The sequence below is a fragment of the Paenibacillus sp. J5 genome, from assembly GCF_054955055.1.
Map to the genome: position 1 here is coordinate 1 of NZ_JBUEDD010000033.1, position 1,650 is coordinate 1,650.

The following is a 1,650-nucleotide window of genomic DNA, read 5'->3' on the forward strand; positions in this document are numbered from 1 at the left end:
CTGCTCCTGCGCCACCGCATACGCGATCAGACGCTTCTCGCCTCCCGCTCCTGCGCGGATTGCCGCCACCGCCTGCTTCACTCCAGGCTGGCTCGCCAGCGCTCCTTCCACCTCCTCCAGCTCGATCCGGTAGCCTCTCAGCTTCACCTGACCGTCCAGTCGTCCTACATATTCCAACTGTCCGTCCGTGCGATACCTTACCAGGTCGCCCGTCCGGTACAGCCTTGCCCCTGGCCGGAACGGATGCGCTACGAACACCGCCTCCGTCAGCTCCGGCTTGTTCAGGTAGCCCCGTGCCAGCCCACGTCCGCCAATATACAGCTCGCCCGCTACGCCCACCGGCACTGGCTGACGATGCGCATCCAGCACATACACCTCGGTGTTGGCGATCGGACGGCCGATCGGCACCTCCTCATACGCCGTCCGTTCCTCCCGCGCACGGAAGGCCGTGCTGATCACCGTCGTCTCCGTCGGCCCATACGTGTTATACCAGGACACCCGTCCTTGAACCGTCTCCTGCCATCGCGCATATTGCGCGGGCGATGGGCGCTCGCCGCCGATGATGACCGCTCGCACGCTTCCCGGCAGCTTCACCTCCCCGCTCGACAGCGCCTGGCTCCACTCCTGCCAATACGCTGTCGCCAGGTTCAGCACGCTCAACTGCTCCGACTCGATCAGCTCCGTGAACTCTCGCACGCCCAGCAGCCGCTCCCGCGGCATGACCAGCGTTCCCCCATGCAGCCAGGTCGGGAAGATTTCCTCCACGGCTGCATCGAAGCTGATCGTCGCCATCTGCAGCACCCGGTCGTTGCTGCTCAATTCATACAGCTTCCCGGCGCTCACATTATGGTTCAGCAGCGATCCATGCGTGATCACCACACCTTTCGGCTGACCGGTCGAGCCCGAGGTATAGATCACGTAGGCCGCATGCTCCGGCTTCACGCCGCTCTTAGGCACAGTCGTCGCTTCCGCGGCGATCTGCTCCCGCTCCGCGTCCAGACAGACCGCACGCGCATGGTGCTCCGGCAGCCGCGCAGCCACCGCCGACTGCGTCACCAGCAGCGGCAGCTTCGTATCTGCCAGCATATAGGCGATCCGCTCCGCCGGATAGCTGGCGTCGATCGGCACATACGCCGCTCCCGCCTTCAGGATGCCCAGCAGTCCAACCGCCAGCTCGGTCGTCCGCTCCGCGCACAGCCCCACCAGCACCTCCGGCCCGGCTCCCAGTCGCCGCAGATAATGCGCCACCTGGTTCGACCGCTCCTCCAGCTCGCGGTACGTTAGCTGCTCCTCGCCTGCAATCAGCGCGGGCGCGTCCGGCGTTGCTGCGGCCTGCTCTGCGATCAGCTCATGCACGCACCGCTCCGGCAGCGCCTCCGCGGTCGCATTCCAGCTCTCCAGCAGCTCGCTCAGCTCGGCGGCCTCCAGCCATGGCAGCTCCGTCACCGCGCATTCCGGCTGCTCCGCCATCGCCAGCAGCAGTCGTGACAGCCGCTGCAGCAGCTCGGCTGCTCCCTGCTCATCCAGCCGGTCGGTCTCATACCCGAGCTGCAGCTCCAGCTCCTCTCCCGGCAGCACCGACAGCGTCAGCGGGTAGTTCGTCCGCTCATACGCTTGTACGCCCACGAGCTGAAGCCCAGCGTGCTCGGC

Annotated in this window: 1 protein-coding gene; it reads right to left on the bottom strand. The window is 66.3% G+C overall.

What is annotated here, in order from left to right:
• Positions 1-1,650: non-ribosomal peptide synthetase (locus ACY1JZ_RS25960; protein WP_462631669.1), on the bottom strand; the 1,650-nt coding region annotated here is incomplete at both ends.